Origin of the sequence: Xanthobacter dioxanivorans (assembly GCF_016807805.1) — a bacterium.
In the GTDB taxonomy this organism is placed as follows: Bacteria; Pseudomonadota; Alphaproteobacteria; order Rhizobiales; family Xanthobacteraceae; genus Xanthobacter; species Xanthobacter dioxanivorans.
Genome location: NZ_CP063362.1, coordinates 3,901,368 through 3,919,601 on the forward strand (window position 1 = coordinate 3,901,368; position 18,234 = coordinate 3,919,601).

An 18,234-nucleotide genomic window follows, 5' to 3' on the forward strand; every position below is an offset into this window, starting at 1 on the left:
GGATGCCGGCTCGGCGCTCCGGCTGTGCCGTCGCTGGTCCGGCAAACGGGGGAATGGTGGCGTTCACAGCCCCCGGGCGATGACGATGCGCTGCACGTCGCTGGTGCCCTCGTAGATCTGGCACACGCGCACGTCGCGGTAGATGCGCTCCACCGGGAAGTCGGCGAGGTAGCCGTAGCCGCCATGGGTCTGGATGGCGGCGGAGCACACCTGCTCGGCGATCTCGGAGGCGAAGAGCTTGGCCATGGAGGCCTCGGTGAGGCAGGGCAGGCCCGCTTCCCGCAGGGATGCCGCGTGCAGCACCATCTGCCGGGCCACCTCGATCTTCGTGGCCATGTCGGCGAGGCGGAAGGCGACGGCCTGGTGCTCGACGATGGGCTTGCCGAAGGTGACGCGCTCGCGGGCATAGGTCCGCGCCGCTTCGAATGCCGCACGCGCCATGCCGACGCACTGGGAGGCGATGCCGATGCGCCCGCCCTCCAGGTTGGAGAGCGCGATCTTCAGCCCCTCGCCCTCGGCGCCGAGGCGCAGGTCGGCGGGCAGGCGCATGTCGTTGAAGGCGAGCTGGCAGGTGTCGGAGGCATGCTGGCCGAGCTTGTCCTCCACGCGCACCACCTCGTAGCCGGGCGTGTCGGTGGGCACGATGAAGGCGGAAATTCCCTTCTTGCCCGCGTCCGGATCGGTCACGGCGAAGACGATGATGACATCGCCGTTCTTGCCCGAGGTGATGAACTGCTTGGCGCCGGAGAGGATGTAGCCGTCGCCGTCGCGCCGGGCGCGGGTCTTCAGGTTGGCGGCGTCCGAGCCGGCCTGCGGTTCGGTGAGGGCGAAGCCGCCGATCCAATCGCCGGAGGCGAGCTTCGGCAGGAAGCGTTCTTTCTGGTCCTTCGTCCCGAACTTCACGATCGGCATGCAGCCCACGGAGGAATGGACGGCGACGATGGTGGAGCAGGCCCCGTCCGCCGCCGCGATCTCCTCCAGGGCCAGGGCATAGGAGACGAGGTCGGTCTGCGACCCGCCGAGGCCTTCCGGCACCAGCATGCCGAGGAAGCCGAGGGCGCCCATCTCCTTCAGCTCGTCCTTCGGGAAGCGGTGCTCCCGGTCACGCGCCGCGGCGCCGGGGGCGAGCCGCTCCTGCGCGAAGGCCCGCACCGCCTCGCGGATCTCGACCTGGGTCTCGGTGAGGATCATGGGCTTCCTCCGCGTCGTCTTGGTTATGCTCTCTTCGTTCGTCCCGCCGCGACTCCCTCTCCCCTCGCGGGAGAGGGCTGGGGTGAGGGGACGAAATCGCAGGACTGTTCCCGGCCTTCCCCTCCCCCCGACCCCTCTCCCCGCGAGGGGAGAGGGGAGGAGCCAAATGTCGGGGCGACACCTTCACCCCAGCCGCTCGATGGCCACGGCGGTGGCCTCGCCGCCGCCGATGCAGAGCGAGGCGATGCCGCGCCTGAGGCCGTATGTCTGAAGCGCCGCCAGCAGCGTCACCATCACCCGCGCGCCGGAGGCGCCGATGGGATGGCCGAGCGCGCAGGCGCCGCCGTGCACGTTCACCTTGTCCTCGGGCAGCGCCAGGTCGCGGATGGCCGCCATGGGCACCACGGCGAACGCCTCGTTGATCTCGAACAGGTCCACGTCCGCCATCGCCCATCCGGTCCGCTCGGAGAGCTTCCGGATGGCGCCGATGGGGGCGGTGGTGAAGAGGTTGGGGGCCTGGGCGTGGGTCGCATGGCCGACGACGACGGCGAGCGGGACGAGGCCGCGCTTCTCCGCCTGCGACCGGCGCATCAGCACCAGCGCCGCCGCCCCGTCCGAGATGGAGGAGGAATTGGCGGCGGTCACCGTGCCACCCTCGCGGAAGGCCGGCTTCAGGGTGGGGATCTTGTCGAGCTTCGCCTTGGGCGGCTGCTCGTCGGCGGAAACCACCCGCTCGGCCTTTCCAGCCTTCACCGTGACCGGGACGATCTCCGCGTCGAAGCCGCCCCCGGCCATGGCCTTCTGCGCCTTCTCCAGCGAGGCGATGGCGAAGGCGTCCTGCGCCTCGCGGGTGAACTGGTAGGCCTGCGCGCAGTCCTCGGCGAAGGTGCCCATGAGGCGGCCCTTCTCGTAGGCGTCCTCCAGCCCGTCATAGAACATGTGGTCGATGACCTTGCCGTGGCCCATGCGGTAGCCGCCGCGGGCGCGGTCGAGGAGGTAGGGGGCATTGCTCATGCTCTCCATGCCGCCCGCCACCGCCACGTCGGCGGACCCGGCCAGCAGCAGGTCATGGGCGAACATGGCCGCCTTCATGCCGGAGCCACACATCTTGTTGACGGTGGTCGCCCCCGTGGACAGGGGCAGCCACGCGCCCAGCGCCGCCTGGCGCGCCGGAGCCTGGCCGAGCCCGGCGGGCAGAACGCAGCCGAACACCACCTCGTCCACCTGGTCCGGCGCGAGGCCGGCGCGGGCGAGGGCGGCGCCGATGGCGGCGGCGCCGAGGGTCGGGGCGGTCACATCCTTGAAGTCGCCCTGGAAGCCGCCCATGGGCGTGCGGGCGGCGCCGACGATGACGACGGGATCTTCAGAGAGCTGCGGCATGGCGTGTCTTCCTTCCGACGGGCTCAGCGGGGGGCCATGCGCAGGGCGCCGTCGAGGCGGATCACCTCGCCGTTGAGCATGGTGTTCTCGCAGATGTGCTTGACGAGGGCGGCATATTCCGCCGGCCGGCCGAGCCGGGGCGGGAACGGCACGGTCTTGCCGAGGGAGTCCTGAACCTCCTGCGGCAGCCCCGCCATCATCGGCGTCTCGAAGATGCCGGGCGCGATGGTGACGACCCGGATGCCGAATCGCGCCAGCTCCCGCGCCACCGGCAAGGTGAGGGCGGCGACGCCACCCTTGGATGCGGCGTAGGCGGCCTGGCCGATCTGCCCGTCAAAGGCGGCGACGGAGGCGGTGTTGATGATGACGCCGCGCTCGCCGTCCGCGTCCGGCTCTTCCTTCGCGATGGCGTCGGCCGCGAGGCGCAGCATGTTGAAGGTGCCAACGAGGTTGACGCCGACCGCCCGGGCGAAGCTCTCCAGCTGGTGCGGCCCGTCCCGTCCCACCACCTTCTCGCCGGGGGCGACGCCGGCGCAGTTCACCAGGCCATGGAGGTGGCCGAAGGCCGCCTTCGCCAGCGCCACCGCGGCGATGCCGTCGGCCTCGCTGGTGACGTCGGCCTTCTGGAAGCGCACCGCATCGCCCAGTTCCGCGACGATGGCGGCGCCGGCCGCCGCGTTGATGTCCACGCCCACCACCTTGGCGCCTTCCGCCACCAGCATGCGGGTGACGGCGGCGCCGAGCCCGGAGCCGGCGCCGGTAACCAGGAATACTCGGCCGTCCATCTTCATCCTGTCCTCCCTTGGGGCGTTCCTTGGGGCGTTTTTTGGGGCGTTCTCGCCGTGTGGGGCATGATCCGCCTGCTTCCCCTCTAGCGAAAAGCGAAGTGGCATTCGATGACGGAAATGATCTAATTGACTGAGCGATTTTGCCATAATCGGATGCCCGCATGGAACGGCGCATGATCTCGGCCTGTTTCGTGGGCGACGCCCTGGAATGCCTGGCCGCGCGCGGCATCGACCCGGCGGCGGTGCTTGCCCGCGCCGGACTGTCCGCTCCGGTCACCGGCTCGGTCTCGGCGGAGCAGTACGGCGCCCTGTGGACGGCGGCGGCGCAGGCGCTCGACGACGAGTTCTTCGGCCTCGGCGCGCGGCCCATGCGTTGCGGCAGCTTCACCTTGTTGTGCCACGCCCTCATGGGGGCGCCGACGCTGGAGCGGGCGCTGGGCCGGGCGCTGCGCTTCCTGCGCGTGGTGCTCGACGACCCCATCGGCCGGCTCGACGTGGCCGACGGCCTTGCCTCGATCGTCCTCAACGACAAGGGGGCGGCGCGCTCCGCCTTCGCCTATCGCACCTACTGGATCATCGTGCACGGCATCACCTGCTGGCTGGTGGGGCGGCGCATCCCGCTCCGGCATGTGGATTTCCGCTGCGGTCCCCCCGAGCACGGCGCCGACTACCGCCTGTTCTTCGGCGCGCCGGTGCGCTTCCATGCCCCGGAGAGCCGTCTGGCCTTCGACGCCACCTTCCTCACCCTGCCTGCCGCCCGCAGCGAGCGGGCCTTGCGGGATTTTCTCAGGGGCGCCCCAGCGAACATCCTGGTGCGCTACCGCCACGACGCCGGCCTCGCGGCGCGGGTGAAGACGCGGCTGCGCCACATGTCGGCCCCGTCCTGGCCCACCTTCGAGGACCTCGCCCGGCAATTACGCCTGCCGGCCTCGACCCTGCGCCGGCGGCTCGCCGACGAAGGCCAGACCTATCGCGACATCAAGGACGAACTGCGCCGCATGAAGGCGCAGGAACTGTTGCAGCACAGCCGGCGCCCGGTGGGGGAGATCGCGGCGGAACTCGGCTTCTCCGAGCCCAGCGCCTTCCACCGCGCCTTCCGCAAATGGACCGCGCAGAGCCCCGGCGCCTATCGCCGCGCCGGGGGCGGGGACTGAGCGCGGGGGGAAAGCCGCAGGGCTTCATCGTCCCCACGGCCGGTGCCGCGATCTTGCCCGCCTCGCGCGCCGGCCGCATTTGACGCGCGGGCCGGCTCTCACTACCTGTGCCTGCGCGCCCCGGGCGGCGCGACGGCCCTCGGAGACCTTTCTTGTCCATTGTCGCCAGCATCCGCAAGACGCTTGTTCCCATCCACCGGGAGGGCTACCCCTTCATCGCCATCGCGGCGGTGATCACGCTGGGGCTGCTGATGTTCTCCACCTTCCTCGGCATGATCGGGGTGGGGCTGACCATCTGGACCGCCCTGTTCTTCCGCGATCCGCCGCGGGTGACGCCGGTGCGCGAGGGCCTGGTGGTGGCGCCGGCGGACGGCCGCATCTCGCAGGTGGGGCTGGCGAAGCCGCCGCGCGAGCTCGACCTCTCCGACGCGCCGCTGCTGCGCATCTCCATCTTCATGAACGTGTTCAACGTGCATGTGAACCGCGCCCCGGTGACCGGCCGCATCGAGCGCGTCGCCTACAAGCCCGGCATCTTCCTCAACGCCGACCTCGACAAGGCGAGCGAGGACAACGAGCGCAACGGGCTCGTGCTCTCCACGCCGTTCTGCCGCGTCGGCTGCGTGCAGATCGCCGGGCTCATCGCGCGGCGCATCGTCTCCTTCGTGCGGGAGGGGGAATCCATCGGCGCCGGCGAGCGGTTCGGCCTCATCCGCTTCGGGTCGCGGGTGGACGTCTATCTGCCGGTGGGCACGCGGGTCCAGGTGTCCGAAGGCCAGCTCACGGTGGCGGGGGAGACGGTTCTGTGCGATCTCTCCCAGCCCCAGCCGCGTGAGACCGCCTATCGGGTGAGCTGATGGAAACGCCCTTTCCCCCGTTCGACCCGGAAGGCCGGCCGCGGCCGCGCTTCGGCCGCTTCGGCCGTGTCCCGATCCGGGTGCTGCTGCCCAACCTGGTGACGCTGCTCGCCTTGTGCTCGGGCCTGACGGCGGTACGCCTCGCCATCGAGGAGCGCATCGAGCTGGCGCTTGCCGCCATCGTCTTCGCCGCCCTGCTCGACGGCATCGACGGGCGCCTCGCGCGGGCGCTGAAGGGAACCTCGCGCTTTGGCGCGGAGCTGGACAGCCTCGCCGATTTCGTCAATTTCGGCTGCGTGCCCGCGCTGATGCTCTATTTCTGGGGCTCAAGGAGGCCGGCTCGTTCGGCTGGATCGCGGCGCTCGCCTACGCCATCTGCGCCGCCCTGCGCCTCGCCCGCTTCAACGTGATGCTGGATGATCCGCACAAGCCGCCCTTCGCCGGCGACTTCTTCACCGGCATCCCGGCACCGGCCGGCGCCATCACGGTGCTGCTGCCGATCTATCTGGAACTGATCGGCGTGCCGCACGGCGGGGTGAGCGCGCCGCTCGCCCTCATCTACTGCCTCGCCATCGCCTTCCTCATGATCTCCACGGTGCCCGCCTGGTCCGGAAAGACGCTGGGGCGGCGGGTGCGGCGGGACATGGTGCTGCCTCTGTTCGTGGCGGTGGCGCTCTTCTTCGCCCTGCTGGCGAGCTATCCGTGGATCGTGCTCTCCGCCTGCTCGATCCTCTATCTCACGCTGCTGCCGGTCTCGACGCTGCGCCACCGCCGGCTCATGGCGGCCTGGCGCGCCGAGCAGAAGGCCGCGAGCACGCCCATTTCCTGAGCAGGTGACGGGTGGCGTGTGCATCTCCATGCGGCGACAAATTGCATGCAATGTGCACGATAATGATTATTTATTGATCATTTATGCCGTTGAGGCAGAGGGTGGGCGCCACCGTGATGCCGATTATCCATATGAAATATATGGATATCTTATTTTTTGTATGCAATTGGCACGCGCCTTGAATGGGGGAGGGCAGCAACCACCACTGGGGATGTCGCCCGATGAACCGCCGCGAATTCATGAAATCCGCATCCGTCACCGCCGTCGCATCGGGGACGGGCGTTGCCGCCCCGGCGGTGTTTTCCTCGGCGCAGGCGCAGGCGCGCAACGAAACCCTTCTGATCGTTTCCGAAAGCGGCCCCAACAACCTCGACATCCACGGCGTGGGCACCAACGTTCCCGGCTACGAGGCCAACTGGAACACCTATGACCGGCTCATCACCCACGAGATGACCGAGAAGGACGGGGTGCGCTACTACGACCGCGACAAGCTGAAGGGCGAGCTGGCGGAGGACATGAACATCGGTGACATGTCCGTCACCTTCAAGCTGAAGAAGAACGCCACCTTCCAGGACGGCTCGCCGGTCACGGCGAAGGACGTGAAGTGGTCGCTCGACCGGGCGGTGTCGGTGGGCGGCTTCCCGACCTTCCAGATGAAGGCCGGCTCGCTGGAGAAGCCGGAACAGTTCGTGGTGGTGGACGACCACACCGTGCGCGTGGATTTCCTGCGCAAGGACCGCCTCACCATCCCCGACCTCGCGGTGATCGTGCCCTGCGTGATCAATTCCGGGCTGGTGCAGAAGAACGCCACCGAGAAGGACCCCTGGGGCCTCGAATACACCAAGCAGAACACCGCCGGCTCCGGCGCCTACCGCGTCACCAAGTGGACCCCGGGCACGGAAGTCATCTTCGAGCGCTTCGACGACTGGAAGGGCGGGCCGCTGCCCAAGATCAAGCGCGTCATCTGGCGCATGGTGCCCTCCGCCGGCAATCGCCGGGCGCTGCTGGAGCGCGGCGACGCCGATATCTCCTACGACCTGCCCAACAAGGACTTCGTCGAGCTGAAGCAGTCGGGCAAGCTCAACATCGTGTCGGTGCCGTATTCCAACGGCGTGCAGTATATCGGCATGAACGTGAAGAATCCGCCCTTCGATAACCTGAAGGTGCGCCAGGCCATCGCCTACGCCATTCCCTACCAGAAGATCATGGACGCCGCCCTGTTCGGCCTCGCCAAGCCCATGTTCGGCGCCCCGGCGGATACCCAGACCCAGGTGGCGTGGCCGCAGCCCACCAAGTTCGTCACCGACCTCGCCAAGGCCAAGCAGCTGCTCGCCGAGGCGGGCTATCCGGACGGGCTGGAGACCACCTTGTCCTTCGACCTCGGCTTTGCCGGCGTGAACGAGCCCCTGTGCGTGCTGCTGCAGGAGAACCTCGCGCAGATCGGCATCAAGACCACCATCAACAAGATCCCCGGCGCCAACTGGCGCACGGAGCTGACCAAGAAGGTGCTGCCGCTCTACACCAACGTGTTCTCGGGCTGGCTCGACTATCCCGAATACTTCTTCTTCTGGTGCTATCACGGCAACAATTCGATCTTCAACACCATGAGCTACCAGTCGCAGGCCATGGACGCCTTCATCGACGCGGCCCGCACCGCGGCGGCGACCGGCGACAAGGCGGCCTACGATTCCAACGTGAAGGGCATGGTGGACCTCGCCTTCGCCGACGTGCCGCGCATCCCGCTCTACCAGCCCTACGTCAACGTCGCGATGCAGAAGAACATCACCGGCTACGAATACTGGTTCCACCGCCGGCTGGACTATCGCGCCTTCCAGAAGGGGTGAGGGGTCGAGGGGAGAGGGACCGTGCCACCCCTCACCCCCGCCCTCTCCCGCAAGGGAAGAGGGCGTGCCGCCGCTCCGGGGTGGGCGCGGTGGTTGGGCACGAGAGCCGTCGGGGCCCCTCTCCCCTTGCGGGAGGGGGTTGGGGTGAGGGGTGCGGCGTCTGCCGCGGGATCGGATGCCGGGCCTGCGGCCCTGGAGAAGAGGGACACACCATGCTGAAGCTCATAGGCAGTCGCCTTGCCACCGCCGTGCCCAGCCTGATCGGCGTGGTGATCGTCACCTTCCTGCTGACTCGCGTCCTGCCCGGAGACACGGCCACCTATTTCGCCGGGCCCGCCGCGACGCCGCAGGCCATCGCCGAGATCCGCACCAAGCTCGGACTCGACAAGTCTCTGCCGGCGCAGTTCGTGGACTATGTGTCGTCGCTGGCGAAGGGCGATTTCGGCACCTCGCTCTCCACCGGCCAGCCGGTGGGAACCGAGATCGCAGCGCGCCTTCCGGCATCCGCCGAGCTCACGCTGTCCGGTCTCATCCTCGCGCTCGCCATCGCCGTGCCGTTCGGCATCCTGGCGGCGGTGAAGCAGGGATCGTGGGTGGACCATTCCTGCCGCATCATCACCACCGCCGGCGTCTCGCTGCCGGTGTTCTTCACCGGGCTGCTGCTGGTCTATGTCTTCTACTTCAAGCTGGGCTGGGCGCCGGCGCCGCTGGGGCGGCTCGACGTGTTCTTCACGGCGCCACCCACGGTCACCGGCTTCTACCTCATCGACAGCCTGATCGCCGGCGACCTGGAGACCTTCCGGGCCGCCGCCGCCCAGCTCGCGGTGCCGGCGGTCACCCTGGCCATCTTCGCGCTGGCCCCCATCGCCCGCATGACGCGCGCCTCCATGCTGGCGGTGCTCTCGTCCGAATTCGTCCGCACCGCCCGCGCCGCCGGGCTCACGGACGCCACGGTCATCATCACCTACGCCTTCCGCAACGCCATGCTGCCGGTGGTGACGACCCTCGGCATGGTGTTCTCCTTCCTGCTCGGCGCCAACGTTCTGGTGGAGAAGGTGTTCGCCTGGCCGGGCATCGGCTCCTACGCGGTCGAGGCGCTCATCACCTCCGACTACGCGCCGGTGCAGGGCTTCGTGCTCGCCATGGCCATCCTCTACGTGGCCCTCAACCTCCTCATCGACATCGCCTACGGCATCATCGACCCCCGCGCGCGGAGCGAAGCATGACCCTCGCCACGGCCCACACCCCGGACACGCCCCGCGGCCTCGCCGCCACCCTCGCCCACGCGCGCTACGTTATTTCCGACAACCCGGTCACCGGCATCGCCTTCGGCATGTTCCTGGTGCTGGTGGTGTGCGCGCTGCTGGGGCCGTACATCGTGCCCTACGACCCGCTCGCCAGCGATACGCTGGCCGCGCTGCAGCCTCCCTCGCTCGCCCACTGGTTCGGCACCGACAATCTGGGGCGGGACATCTTCTCCCGCGTGGTCGTGGCGACCCGGCTCGACATGGCCATCGCCGTGTTTTCGGTGGCGCTGGTGTTCGCGGCCGGCGGCATCGCCGGCATCGCCTCCGGCTTCTTCGGCGGGTGGACCGACCGCATCATCGGCCGCATCTCCGACACCATCATGGCCTTCCCGCTGTTCGTCTTGGCCATGGGCATCGTGGCGGCGCTGGGCAACACGGTGACCAACATCGTGATCGCCACCGCCATCATCAACTTCCCGCTCTATGTGCGGGTGGCGCGCTCGGAGGCGGCGATCCGCCGGCAGGCGGGGTTTGTGCAGGCGGCGCGGCTCACCGGAAATTCGGAATGGCGCATCCTGCTCACGACCATCCTGCCCAACATCATGCCCATCATGATGGTGCAGATGTCGCTGACCATGGGCTACGCCATCCTGAACGCGGCCGGCCTCAGCTTCATCGGCCTCGGCGTGCGCCCGCCCACCCCGGAATGGGGGATCATGGTGGCGGAAGGGGCGGCCTACATCGTCTCCGGCGAATGGTGGATCGCGCTGTTCCCTGGCCTCGCGCTCATGTTCGCGGTGTTCTGCTTCAACCTCCTGGGTGACGGTCTGCGCGACATCGTCGATCCCCAGCGTCGCACCTGATGGAGCTTAGCATGCACGGCGTTGTGGACGTGAAGGCCGGAGCGGCCAAATCCGAGGCCCCGGGCGGCCCGCTGCTCGAGGTTCGGGACCTCACCGTCGAGTTCGCCACCCGCCGCGGCGTGGTGACGGCGGTGAGCCAGGTGAACCTCACCCTCACCAAGGGCGAGACCCTGGGCATTGTCGGCGAGAGCGGCTCCGGCAAGTCGGTGACCTCCTACACGGTGATGCGCATCCTCGACCGGGCGGGGCGCATCGCGGAGGGGTCCATCACCTTCTCGGGGCTGGATGTGGCCCATGCCAGCGAGCGCCAGATGCGCGACCTGCGCGGGCGCGAGATGTCCATGATCTTCCAGAACCCGCGCGCCGCGCTGAACCCCATCCGCACGGTGGGGCACCAGATCGGCGACGTCCTCCTCCAGCACGTGCAGGCCCAGCCTTCCAACGTGAAGGAGAAGGTCATCGACATCCTCAAGCAGGTGCGCATCGCCCGCCCCGAGGAGCGGTATCACGCCTATCCGTTCGAGCTGTCGGGCGGCATGTGCCAGCGCATCGTCATCGCGCTGGCGCTGGCCTGCCGGCCGCAGCTGATGATCGCCGACGAGCCCACCACCGGCCTCGACGTGACCACCCAGAAGGCGGTGATGGACCTCGTGACCGAGCTCACCCGCGAGCGCGGCATGTCCACCATCCTCATCACCCACGACCTGGGCCTTGCCGCCGCCTATTGCGACACGGTGATGGTGATGGAGAAGGGCAAGGTGGTGGAGACGGCCCCCGCGGAGCGCATCTTCCGCGATCCCCAGCACCCCTACACCCGTAAGCTGATGCGGGCGACGCCGCGCCCCGGCATCACCCTGAAGGACCTGCTGCCGGAAGACCCGGCGGAGACCCCCCTCCCGGCTGCGGCGGCTCCCGCCGGCGCGGCCGGCGGAGAGGCGCTCCCCCTCTCCAGCCCACCCCCGCAGGCGGGAGAGGGGGCAGCGCCGCTGCCGGCCGGTGTGCCTCTGCTCAAGGTCGAGGGCCTGCTGAAGGAATATCCCCGCCAGGGTGCCCCCTCCGCTTTCCTCGCCGGCCTGTTCGGCAAGAAGCCGTCGCCGGAGGAAGCCATCTTCCGCGCCGTGGACGGCATCTCGTTCGAGGTGAAGAAGGGCGAGAGCGTCGGCCTCGTGGGCGAGAGCGGCTGCGGCAAGTCCACCACCTCCACCATCGTCATGCGCCTCATCGATCCCACCGCGGGGAAGATCACCTTCGCCGGCGAAGACATCGGCGCGGTGCCGGCGAAGGACTTCGCCCACCATCCCATGCGCCGGCGCATCCAGATGGTGTTCCAGGACCCGACCGAAAGCCTCAACCCGCGCTACACCGCCGAGCGTGCCATCGCCGATCCGCTGCTGCGGATGGGGGGCATGTCCGGCGGCGCGAAGCTGCGCGCCCGCGTCGAAGAGCTGGCCGAGATGGTCGGCCTGCCCCAGAACCTCCTGGAGCGCTTCCCGCACCAGCTCTCCGGCGGGCAGAAGGCGCGCGTGGGAATCGCCCGCGCCATCGCCCTCGACCCGGACCTCGTGATTCTCGACGAGCCCACCGCCGCCCTCGACGTGTCGGTGCAGGCGGTGGTGCTGAACCTCCTGGAGGAGCTGAAGCATCGCCTCGGCATGAGCTACCTGTTCGTGTCCCACGATCTGCACGTGGTCGGGCTGCTGTGCGACCGGGTGATCGTCATGCGGCAGGGCCGGATCGTGGAGGAGGGCCGCTCGCAGCAGGTGTTGGAGGCGCCCAAGGACGCCTATACACGCGAGCTCATCGCCGCCATTCCCCATCCCCCCGTGTGAGGCCCGCATGCCGACCGAAATCCAGTTGCCGAAGGTGGGGGACGCCGCCCTGGAGAAGCTCCTCGACGGTGCGCTCGAAGCCCACGCCATCGCCCCGCAGCCGGAATGGCGGGCCGAGGCGCTGAACAACCTGCGCACGGTTGCCGATGCGGCGACCCTGGTGCGCAGCCTCGACCTCGGCGATGCCGAGGAGCCGGCCCCCGTCTACCGTCCGTGAGGCCCCGATGAACGCGCCCCTTCCCGTTGCCGACGCGGCCCGCCTCGCCACCGCCACCGCGGCGGAGATCGCCGCCGCCGTCTCCTCCGGCACCGTCACCGCGCGGGCGGTGATCGAGGCGGTGCTGGCGCGCATCGCCGCCGTCGATCCGGCGGTGAACGCCTTCACCGACGTGACGGCGGAGCGCGCCCGCGCCCGCGCCGACCGCATCGACGCGTGCCGCGCCGCCGGCGAGGCGCTGGGGCCGCTCGCCGGGGTGCCGTTCGCGGTGAAGAACCTGTTTGACGTGACCGGCCTGCCCACCCGAGCCGGCTCGAAGATCAACCGCGACCTGCCGCCGGCCGATCGCGACGCCACCCTGGTGGCGAAGCTGGAGGCCGCCGACGCGGTGCTCGTGGGCGCCCTCAACATGGGTGAATACGCCTACGACTTCACCGGCGAGAACGTGCATGACGGTCCCTCGCGCAATCCGCGCGATCTTTCCCGCATGTCGGGAGGCTCCTCGGGCGGGTCGGGGGCGGCGGTGGCGGCGGGGCTGGTGCCGCTCGCGCTGGGCTCCGACACCAACGGCTCCATCCGCGTGCCGTCCTCCCTGTGCGGCACGTTCGGGCTGAAGCCCACCTATGGCCGCCTCTCGCGCGGCGGCAGCTTTCCGTTCGTCACCGCCCTCGACCATCTCGGCCCGCTGGCGCGCTCGGTGGCCGACCTCGGCCTGTCCTATGACGCCATGCAGGGCGAGGACGGGCGCGATCCGGGCCAGACGCCGCGGCCGTTCGAGCCGGTGTCCGGCTTCCTCGGGGCGGGCACCGACGGCCTGCGCATCGCCGTGGCCGGGGGCTATTTCCGCACCCGCGGCCTGCCGGAGGCGTTCGCGGCGGTGGACCTGGCCGCCTCGACCCTCGGCGTGACCGAGACGGTGGATGTTCCGGACGCTGCCCGCGCCCGCGCCGCGGCCTACATCATCACCGCGGCCGAGGGGGCGAGCCTGCATGCCGGCCGCCTCGCCGCGCGGCCGGAGGATTTCGACCCGGCGGTGCGCGACCGGCTCCTCGCGGGCCTTGCCATCCCCGCCTCCTGGGTGGACGCGGCGCAGCGCTTCCGGCGCCATTTCCGCGACGAGATGCTGAAGCTGTTCCAGCGCTGCGACGTGCTCATCGCCCCGGCCACGCCCTGCCGCGCGCCGAAGCTCGGCCAGAAGACCTTCGTGCTGGACGGGGAGGAGATGCTGGTGCGGCCCAATCTCGGCCTCTTCACCCAGCCCATCTCCTTCATCGGCCTGCCGGTGGCGGCGGTGCCCCTGTGGGTGGATGTGGGCGAGGCGCGCGAGCTGCCCATCGCGGTGCAGGTCATCGCCCCGCCCTGGCGGGAGGACCTTGCGCTGCGCGTCGCGGCGGTGCTGGAACGCACCGGGGCGGCCCGCGCCCCGGTGGCGGGCGTTTGAAGGAGAAGGACCCTTGCAGATCGACATTCCCGAGGTGAAGGCCGAGGTGGAGGACGCCTTCGCCCGCTACGAGACGGCGCTGGTGACCAACGACGTGGAGACGCTGGAAGCCCTGTTCCACGACGACGGGCGCACCATCCGCTATGGCGGCGGGGAGAACCTCTACGGCATGGACGCCATCCGGGCCTTCCGCCGGGCCCGCGCGCCGGTCGGCCTCGCCCGCTCGCCGGCGCGCACGTTGGTCACCACCTATGGCCGTGACTTCGCCGTCGCCTCGACCCTGTTCTACCGGGACAATGCGCCGGGCCGCGTCGGGCGCCAGCAGCAGACCTGGGTGCGCTTTCCCGAGGGCTGGCGGGTGGTGGCGGCGCATGTGTCGGTGATCGCGGAGCCCGACATGGCGGAATGAGCCGTGGCCCGGGTTTCCCGATCCGCGGGCGGTTCGGATTCCGTCCCGGATTTCGCGCCGATCTCGAATCCAGCTAGTTTGATGACCATGACCCTGCTCACGCCGCAGCCCCTCAAGAGCCCCGCCCCAGCGGCGCGGCCCCGCAAGCGCCGGACCGCCGGCCGACCGGTGACGCGGACCGAGGAACTGCGCCTCCAGATCGCCGACGACATCGTGCGCGGCCGCCTCGCCCCGGGAACGCCGCTGGAAGAGGTGGAGATCGCCAAGCGCTACGGCGTTTCGCGGACCCCCGTGCGCGAGGCGCTGCGGGATCTTGCCGCTTCAGGCCTGGTGGAGGCGCGCCCCCATCGCAGCGCCCTCGTCGCCCAGCCCTCGCTGGAGCGGCTGCGCGGCATGTTCGACGTGATGGCGGAGCTGGAAGCTCTGTGCGCCGGGCTGTCGGCCGCGAACATGACGGCGGCGGAGCGCCTCGGGCTCGAATCCATCCATGCCGAACTCGCCGATCTCACGCGGCGGGGCGACGAGGGGGGCTACACGGTGCTCAACGAGCGCTTCCACACCACCCTCTACGCCGGCAGCCACAACGACTATCTCACCGAGCTGACGCTGGCGACCCGCAACCGCCTCCAGCCCTTCCGCCGCGCCCAGTTCCGCACGCTGGGGCGCCTCGCTTTGTCCTACCAGGAGCACGACCGGGTGGTGAACGCCATCCTGCGCGGCGACAAGGCGGAGGCGGCCACCGCCATGCGCGACCACATCCTCACCGTCGAGGATGCCTACGAGCGCTACGCCGAGAGCGTCTGAGGGCGGCCCCCGGGGCCGTCGGCCAGAGGCGTCAGCCACCTTGCTCCAGCAGCGCCGCGAGGATGCTCGCCACCGTCAGGTCCGCGCTCGTTCCCGGATTGAGGCCGCGCGCCTTCAGGCTGGCATCGAACGCGGCGAGGGCCGCACGCCGCGCCGCGCCCGAGCCCCCGGCGAGGAAGGCCCGCACCGCTTGCGCCTCGGCCCGCACGCCTTCCGCCGCCTCCCGCCCGAACTTGCGGGCGATATGGCTGTCGGGAAGGGTTGAAAGGAAGGCGAGGAAGGCATCTTCGACCCCTTCGGGCGCGGTGGGATCGGCCCCGAGCGCCGGCACGCCGAGGGTGAAGACCTCCGCATAGCCATCGCCATACTGGCGCGCGATCAGGTCGCGGTCGGCCGCCAGGGCCATGGCGGCGGACAGGGAGAGGGTGGCAGGATGGCGCACGTCCGCATCCGCCGCGCTGCCCAGCCCGCCGGGGGACGCCGCGGCGATGGCGCGGAAGGCCCCGGCGGCATCCGCCACGTCGAGGGCTTCCAGAACCTGTGAGAGCCGCCGGCGCAGCCCCTGCGGCCGCGGCAGGAGCGCGGCGGCGACGAGGGGGGCGCCGAGCAGGATGATGCCGAGATTGGTGTTGCACCCCGCCACCGCGAGGGAGGCCTTCACCGCCGCCTCGATCCGCGCCCCGACGCGCAGCCCCTCGGCGGCGATGGCCGGCGCGGCGGCGGCGGCGGCGCGCTCGAAATGGGCCACCTCCATGCCGTGGCCGGCGGCGAAGACGTGCACGTTCCCCGGCTTCAGGGCGACAAGCTCGGCACGGCAGGCCGCCTCGAACGCCCGCGCCGCTTCCGCCGGGGTCGTCATCGCCGGTCCGCAGGGAGCCCGCCGGCCGCGATCACGAGGCGGGGGCTTCGACCCTGGCGAGGTCGAATTGCTGCCTGATGTCGCCGACGAGCACCCGCAGGCGCTGCTCGGCGATCTCCACCGTGGGCCCGCTGGCGCGCACGGTGCACAGGGGCGCGCCCTTTGCCACCAGGGCGCCGGCCGGTGGCCGGTCGGCCACGTGATCCGGCCACGGGCTCACCGGCACCACGATGTCGCGGTCGGCGTAGATCACTTCCGCCGCGTGGGCCTCGGAGGGGGAGGGCAGGCCGGACGGCAGGCGCCCGCCGCAGGCGGCGAGGTGCAGGCCGAGCAGGGGCGGCAGGGGGTCCACGTCGAAGATGTCGAGGGTGGCGCCGAGGCGGGGATTGACCTCCACCAGGAACCAGCGGTCGGCCGCCACCACGAAATCCAGGGAGATGAGACCCACGAGCCCGCAGGCCCGCGCGATCTTGAGGGCGGCCTCGTGCATGTCCGCCGCGAATGCCGGAGGCAGGGCGACGGGACCGGCGGCGCCGCCATAGCGGAAGGGGTGCTCGGCATCCTGCGCGTGCCATTGGCGGGAGGTGCCCACCACGAGCGCGGCGGTGCCGTTGGCGAGCAGCAGCAGCGACATGGAGGTGCCGTCCACCTCGGCCTGCAGATAATGCCCCGGCGCCGGCGGGGAAACGTCGCCGGCCCCACGGCGGCGGATGTGGCCGCCGCCGGCGCCGCCGATCTTCTTCTCCAGCACCGGCGCGCCGCCGAACGTCGCGGCCGTGTTTCCGTCCAGCGAAACCGCCGGGAACGGGATGTGCAGGTGGCCGCACAGGGCGGCCAGCGCCACCGGGTCCTTCAGCACGCGCACCGTGGCCGGGGCATTGCCGAGGATGGGATTGCGCTCGGCGATGCGTGCCATCAGGTCGGGATCGCCCTCAAGCCCGCCTCCGAGCACCACCGGCAGGCCCTCCGGCGCCAGCGTGGCGAGGGCCTGGACCAGATCGTCGCCGTCGAAGGAGCAGCCGTTCTTCTTGTGCACGCGCACACAGCGCGCCGCATGGGCGCAGGTGTCGAGATCGGCGAACAAATCGAGCGAGAGGGCGGCGAAGCCGGCTCGGGCGGCGCTGGCCGCCAGGGGCCGTGCGGAAAGCGCGATAAGGGCAAGATCCATGTTTTCCCAGCCTGTCCTCCTCGACGCCCGCTTCGGCCGCCGAATGGTGTTCCGCCCTCGCCGCGTTCGCGGTCCAGGGCTGGAGCCGGTCGGGTTGACGCAACCGGACCGGCGAACCCGCCCTCGCCTGCAAGGCGGAGACCGTGGTGTCCGATCAGGCCGCGTGCCCCCTGACCGGCGCGTCCCCAGCCGCGGCGCGGCCCTGTTTTTTCGTGTCCCGCCCCGCTGGCCGCGAAGGCCCCCTGGAAGGCCTCCCTGGAGCACGTTTCGTTCGTATGGCATCGCCGTATGAACGGTAAAACGTTCTCAATTCAAGTGTTAGAGGCGGATTCACCGCTCAGGTTGTTCCAACCTGAGCGGATCCGGCTCTAGAGGGCGGTGATCTCGGCGCCCCGGTTGTTGCCCCGCACGCTGTCGAATGACAGGTTTGTGTACGATGCGAAGCGGTGGTGCAAGGCCCCGAGCAGCCGCACGGCCTGCGCGTCGGTGCCCACGATGGCAAAGCCCGTGGGTCCCCAGGAGCTCTGTCCCACCCCGGGAACGCCTTCCGCCTCGATAAAGGCGATGGCCCGGGCCACGTCCGGGCTGAGGAAGCGCCCGCCCCCTGGGCTGCGGCGTAATGGTCCCCGAGCGCCCGCTGCCACTCGCCGATCACGGCGCCGAAGCCGTCGGCGTCGCCACTGGCCAGTGCGGGCAGGGCGCCGAGCAGCATGCGGTGGCAGAAATGCGCGGCCCGCGCCTGCGCGAACGGCGGCAGCTCCGCCATCGCCCGTGTCTCGGCCACGCCGGAAAGCCCTTCCCGGGCCCGGTCGTGGACGAGCAGGATGCGCCAGGGTTCCGGCACGGGCAAGCGGGAGAGCAGGGGCGGGGGGCCGCCGCCTCGGGGCCGGACAGGGCCTTGCCGCCGTCGAGGATGACGCCGCCGGCCTCGAAGGCCTCCATGCCGATGGCCGAGCGCCGGCCCCGCCCGAGCAGGGTCGCCACGGTGCGGGCGGACAGTGCGTGGCCGGAGAGCCGGGCCACGGCCACCCCCACCGAGACGGCGAGCTGGGTGCCGGAGCCGAGCCCGTTATGGGCCGGCAGGGCCGCATCCACGTCAACGGTGAAGGCGTCGGGGATGCCGAGGGCGCCGCGCACCGCATCGCGGGCGCGGGCGGCGCGATCGGCGTCGGGGCCTGATGCCGCATCCGCCGCCGCGCGGCGCACGGTGACCTCGGTCACCGGCCGCTCAAGGGCGATGCCGAGGCTGCCGAAACGGCGGCCGAGCGTGCCGCCCAGATCCAGGAAGCCGAGATGGAGCCGCGCGGGGGCGCGGATGGTCACCCCCGCCGCCTCGGAAAGCCGCACCGGGCGCGGC

The 18,234-nt window shown here is 70.4% G+C and carries 17 protein-coding genes and 1 pseudogene; 11 read left to right on the top strand and 7 right to left on the bottom strand.

Translation table 11 applies throughout. The annotated features are described in order from the left end of the window. Nucleotides 1-63: 63 nt before the first annotated feature. From EZH22_RS18230 to EZH22_RS18240, 3 genes are all read right to left on the bottom strand, one after another. Nucleotides 64-1,191, bottom strand: coding sequence for an acyl-CoA dehydrogenase family protein (locus EZH22_RS18230; RefSeq protein ID WP_203191918.1), 1,128 nt, complete (start codon nt 1,189-1,191; stop codon nt 64-66). A 183-nt stretch (nt 1,192-1,374) separates the two neighbouring features. Further along, nucleotides 1,375-2,571, bottom strand: coding sequence for an acetyl-CoA C-acyltransferase (locus EZH22_RS18235; RefSeq protein ID WP_203191919.1), 1,197 nt, complete (start codon nt 2,569-2,571; stop codon nt 1,375-1,377). Nucleotides 2,572-2,594: 23 nt separating this feature from the next. Then, nucleotides 2,595-3,362 (bottom strand): 3-hydroxyacyl-CoA dehydrogenase, encoded by a 768-nt coding sequence (locus EZH22_RS18240; protein ID WP_203191920.1) that lies wholly within the window; start codon nt 3,360-3,362, stop codon nt 2,595-2,597. Between the two features lie 158 nt (nt 3,363-3,520). On the opposite strand from EZH22_RS18240, the gene EZH22_RS18245 reads away from it, so the two are divergent. The 11 genes and pseudogenes from EZH22_RS18245 (at nt 3,521) to EZH22_RS18295 (ending at nt 14,850) form a co-directional block, all read left to right on the top strand. Then, a complete protein-coding gene (locus EZH22_RS18245) occupies nt 3,521-4,513 on the top strand; it encodes an AraC family transcriptional regulator (protein ID WP_203191921.1) in 993 nt (330 codons plus the stop codon). A gap of 152 nt (nt 4,514-4,665) precedes the next feature. Continuing rightward, nucleotides 4,666-5,367, top strand: a complete 702-nt coding sequence (locus EZH22_RS18250) for a phosphatidylserine decarboxylase (RefSeq protein WP_203191922.1) — start codon at nt 4,666-4,668, stop codon at nt 5,365-5,367. Then, nucleotides 5,367-6,196: pseudogene (locus EZH22_RS18255) on the top strand (CDP-alcohol phosphatidyltransferase family protein). The gene EZH22_RS18250 and the pseudogene EZH22_RS18255 overlap by 1 nt, the downstream one beginning before the upstream one ends. Before the next feature lie 221 nt (nt 6,197-6,417). Further along, nucleotides 6,418-8,040 carry an ABC transporter substrate-binding protein gene (locus tag EZH22_RS18260; RefSeq protein WP_203191923.1) on the top strand — a complete coding sequence of 541 codons (1,623 nt, stop codon included), beginning with the start codon at nt 6,418-6,420 and terminating at the stop codon, nt 8,038-8,040. Nucleotides 8,041-8,252: 212 nt separating this feature from the next. After that, nucleotides 8,253-9,266, top strand: a complete 1,014-nt coding sequence (locus EZH22_RS18265) for an ABC transporter permease (RefSeq protein WP_203191924.1) — start codon at nt 8,253-8,255, stop codon at nt 9,264-9,266. Further along, nucleotides 9,263-10,150, top strand: a complete 888-nt coding sequence (locus EZH22_RS18270; protein ID WP_203191925.1) for an ABC transporter permease — start codon at nt 9,263-9,265, stop codon at nt 10,148-10,150. The genes EZH22_RS18265 and EZH22_RS18270 overlap by 4 nt, the downstream gene beginning before the upstream one ends. A gap of 11 nt (nt 10,151-10,161) precedes the next feature. Continuing rightward, complete coding sequence (locus EZH22_RS18275; protein ID WP_203191926.1) at nt 10,162-11,979, top strand: dipeptide ABC transporter ATP-binding protein; 1,818 nt, start codon at nt 10,162-10,164, stop codon at nt 11,977-11,979. A 7-nt stretch (nt 11,980-11,986) separates the two neighbouring features. Continuing rightward, nucleotides 11,987-12,196: an AtzG-like protein gene (locus EZH22_RS18280; RefSeq protein WP_203191927.1), complete on the top strand. Its 210-nt coding sequence runs from the start codon at nt 11,987-11,989 to the stop codon at nt 12,194-12,196. Between the two features lie 7 nt (nt 12,197-12,203). Continuing rightward, nucleotides 12,204-13,637 (top strand): AtzE family amidohydrolase, encoded by a 1,434-nt coding sequence (locus EZH22_RS18285; protein ID WP_203191928.1) that lies wholly within the window; start codon nt 12,204-12,206, stop codon nt 13,635-13,637. 13 nt (nt 13,638-13,650) lie between these two features. Then, the gene (gene hpxZ, locus EZH22_RS18290) at nt 13,651-14,046 is read left to right on the top strand and encodes an oxalurate catabolism protein HpxZ (protein ID WP_203191929.1); all 396 of its coding nucleotides are present in this window, start codon (nt 13,651-13,653) and stop codon (nt 14,044-14,046) included. 81 nt (nt 14,047-14,127) lie between these two features. Next, a complete protein-coding gene (locus EZH22_RS18295; RefSeq protein ID WP_408647611.1) occupies nt 14,128-14,850 on the top strand; it encodes a GntR family transcriptional regulator in 723 nt (240 codons plus the stop codon). 31 nt (nt 14,851-14,881) lie between these two features. On the opposite strand, the gene EZH22_RS18300 is transcribed toward EZH22_RS18295, so the two are convergent. The 4 genes from EZH22_RS18300 to EZH22_RS18315 form a co-directional block, all read right to left on the bottom strand. Further along, nucleotides 14,882-15,709 (bottom strand): triphosphoribosyl-dephospho-CoA synthase, encoded by an 828-nt coding sequence (locus EZH22_RS18300; protein WP_203191930.1) that lies wholly within the window; start codon nt 15,707-15,709, stop codon nt 14,882-14,884. A 31-nt stretch (nt 15,710-15,740) separates the two neighbouring features. Beyond that, nucleotides 15,741-16,877, bottom strand: a complete 1,137-nt coding sequence (locus EZH22_RS18305; protein WP_203191931.1) for an ATP-grasp domain-containing protein — start codon at nt 16,875-16,877, stop codon at nt 15,741-15,743. Between the two features lie 368 nt (nt 16,878-17,245). Continuing rightward, nucleotides 17,246-17,521: a hypothetical protein gene (locus EZH22_RS31490; RefSeq protein WP_210352025.1), complete on the bottom strand. Its 276-nt coding sequence runs from the start codon at nt 17,519-17,521 to the stop codon at nt 17,246-17,248. 7 nt (nt 17,522-17,528) lie between these two features. Beyond that, nucleotides 17,529-18,224 (bottom strand): GHMP family kinase ATP-binding protein, encoded by a 696-nt coding sequence (locus EZH22_RS18315; protein WP_203191933.1) that lies wholly within the window; start codon nt 18,222-18,224, stop codon nt 17,529-17,531. Nucleotides 18,225-18,234: the final 10 nt, after the last annotated feature.

Excerpts from the sequence above, each read along its gene's own strand:
- EZH22_RS18230 (WP_203191918.1), bottom strand. The coding sequence starts at position 1,191 with ATGATCCTCACCGAGACCCAGGTCGAGATCCGCGAGGCGGTGCGGGCC.
- EZH22_RS18235 (WP_203191919.1), bottom strand. The coding sequence starts at position 2,571 with ATGCCGCAGCTCTCTGAAGATCCCGTCGTCATCGTCGGCGCCGCCCGC.
- EZH22_RS18240 (WP_203191920.1), bottom strand. The coding sequence starts at position 3,362 with ATGAAGATGGACGGCCGAGTATTCCTGGTTACCGGCGCCGGCTCCGGG.
- EZH22_RS18245 (WP_203191921.1), top strand. The coding sequence starts at position 3,521 with ATGGAACGGCGCATGATCTCGGCCTGTTTCGTGGGCGACGCCCTGGAA.
- EZH22_RS18260 (WP_203191923.1), top strand. The coding sequence starts at position 6,418 with ATGAACCGCCGCGAATTCATGAAATCCGCATCCGTCACCGCCGTCGCA.
- EZH22_RS18265 (WP_203191924.1), top strand. The coding sequence starts at position 8,253 with ATGCTGAAGCTCATAGGCAGTCGCCTTGCCACCGCCGTGCCCAGCCTG.
- EZH22_RS18270 (WP_203191925.1), top strand. The coding sequence starts at position 9,263 with ATGACCCTCGCCACGGCCCACACCCCGGACACGCCCCGCGGCCTCGCC.
- EZH22_RS18275 (WP_203191926.1), top strand. The coding sequence starts at position 10,162 with ATGCACGGCGTTGTGGACGTGAAGGCCGGAGCGGCCAAATCCGAGGCC.
- EZH22_RS18280 (WP_203191927.1), top strand. The coding sequence starts at position 11,987 with ATGCCGACCGAAATCCAGTTGCCGAAGGTGGGGGACGCCGCCCTGGAG.
- EZH22_RS18285 (WP_203191928.1), top strand. The coding sequence starts at position 12,204 with ATGAACGCGCCCCTTCCCGTTGCCGACGCGGCCCGCCTCGCCACCGCC.
- EZH22_RS18295 (WP_408647611.1), top strand. The coding sequence starts at position 14,128 with ATGACCATGACCCTGCTCACGCCGCAGCCCCTCAAGAGCCCCGCCCCA.
- EZH22_RS18300 (WP_203191930.1), bottom strand. The coding sequence starts at position 15,709 with ATGACGACCCCGGCGGAAGCGGCGCGGGCGTTCGAGGCGGCCTGCCGT.
- EZH22_RS18305 (WP_203191931.1), bottom strand. The coding sequence starts at position 16,877 with ATGGATCTTGCCCTTATCGCGCTTTCCGCACGGCCCCTGGCGGCCAGC.